A 1,881-nucleotide genomic window follows, 5' to 3' on the forward strand; every position below is an offset into this window, starting at 1 on the left:
CGCATCGATGCGATCTGCCGCGCGCTCAAGCTGGATTTCGCGGAACTCGCGCGGCGCGTAGCGGACGCTCAGCCCCTGCTAAAGGAAATGACGCAGGAGCAGGAGCGGGCCGTGGTGGCCGACAAGAAGCTGCTGCTGTGCGCGCTGTGCGTGCTCTCGCAATGGACGCTCGAGCAGATCGTCGGCTACTACCGGCTGACCGAGGCCGAGTGCATCAAGTACTTCGTGCAGCTCGATCGCATCGGCATCATCCAGCTGCGGCCGCTCAATCGTTACCGGCTCAAGCTGGCGAAGACTTTCAGGTGGCGCGCGCACGGCCCGGTGATGAACTACTTCCGCGAGAACGCGGTGCTTGACTACTTCTCGGGCGGCTTCGACGGCTTGGGCGAAGGCGTGCTGCTGGTGCACGGGTCGGTCAGCCGCAGCCTCGCGCCCTCCTTCTTCGAACGGATGCAGCGTGTGGCGCAGGACTTCGCGCAGCAGCACCAGGCCGACCAGAAGCTGGCGGACAAGGACCGCGAGGGCTACACGCTGCTGCTGGCGATGCGCAGCTGGGAATTCGGTGCGTTCGTCGCGCTCAAGCGCTGAGCGCGGGGGTACTAGGGTGCCGAATCCCTAAACCAGCGTGCCGGGCCCGGTCTCCAGCACGCGGGACGGCACGACCAGGTCATCGTCGGCAAACAGGTCCGACTCGAGCACGCTGTCGGCCGCGCTGTCGCGCGCCTGCTGCTCGGTCACTCGCGACAAGCGCGCCTCGCGGCCCGGCCGCTGCAGCAGCAACCTGAACTGCGCGCGGAGCAGGTTGCGGGTGCGGATCCAGTAGTCGGCGCGGCGGGTCTGGCGCGCGCGCTTCTCCGGCGACAACGCCGTTGCCGCCAGCTTCTCATCGGAGTTGATGGGGACAATGACCCAGCCCGGCGGGCCATTGGTGGCCTCGAAGTGCTGCCACAACGCGTCGTAGCTGCCGAAGATGCGCCTGGCCGCGTGGCGGTAACGCCTTGTCCATTTGTACGACCAGCCGTTCAGGCGGTGCGCCGCCGGGTCCAGCCCGATCAGCTGCAAGCCCCAGTAGCGTGCGAGTTCCTGCGCCATCCGGATCATCAGCACCGACGGTTTCCAGCCCTGAAGCGCCTGGCTGATTTCCATCGGGCTCACACGTACCACCGGATGCCGCTGGCCGCGCACGCCGCCGATCACGAGGCAGGCAACGCCATCCACCCGAAACCGGCTGAACGCGAGCACGCCGGCGTCGACGGGCTGTGGCTTGTGCTGCACGTCGGCCGAGCGCTGCAGGCTGAGCGTGAGCAGCAGTTCGCCTTCCGGGCTTTGCGGCGGTGCCTGCTGGATCTGCAGCCGCATGAAGTCGTAGCCGCGCGGCGCCGCCAGCTCGGCCAGCACCAGCGGCCGGCCCGAAGCCACAGTTTCGAAAGCCTTGGCATGGAACGCTGTTTCCAGCCAGTCCATGTGGTCGACGAGCTGGACGATCCGATCGGCAAAACCGGTGCCGCGATGCACATAGGGCCGGATCGCGCGCAGGTATTCGGCTTGGGGATCTTCGACGATGCCGCGCGAATGCAGCTCGTACACGACTTCCATCCAGCGGCGAAGGGCCGGGCGGTGTCCCATCGTTGCCACGAAGGCCCGCCAGGCCAGGCGCGGGCGCGACGTGCCCCCACCGGCCGCGCCGGCCTGCATGGCCCAGCGCACCGCAGCCCAGGTGCCAGGCAACCCCTGTGAAGGCCGGCGTCCCATGAATCAGCGGAACACCGTCAGCACGCCGGTGTAGCCGTACAGGTGGTGGCGGGCGATCTCGCCGCCCGCGAAGAAGCCCACCAGCGGCACGTCACCCAATGCCCGCCTCACGATCTGCAACTCGGCGCT

General features: G+C 67.8%; 2 protein-coding genes. One reads left to right on the forward strand and one right to left on the reverse strand.

Annotated elements, in window-relative coordinates; translation table 11 throughout:
* A partial coding sequence (locus tag VLK61_RS24520) for an XRE family transcriptional regulator (RefSeq protein WP_325424907.1) occupies positions 1-588 on the forward strand: 588 nt, incomplete at its 5' end.
* Positions 589-615: 27 nt separating this feature from the next.
* Here the strand turns inward: VLK61_RS24520 and VLK61_RS24525 are convergent.
* On the reverse strand, positions 616-1,752 hold the full coding sequence (locus VLK61_RS24525; protein ID WP_325424909.1) for a DUF535 family protein: 1,137 nt from the start codon (positions 1,750-1,752) through the stop codon (positions 616-618).
* Positions 1,753-1,881 lie beyond the last annotated feature (129 nt).

The organism is Aquabacterium sp., from assembly GCF_035476535.1.
GTDB lineage: Bacteria > Pseudomonadota > Gammaproteobacteria > Burkholderiales > Burkholderiaceae_C > Pseudaquabacterium.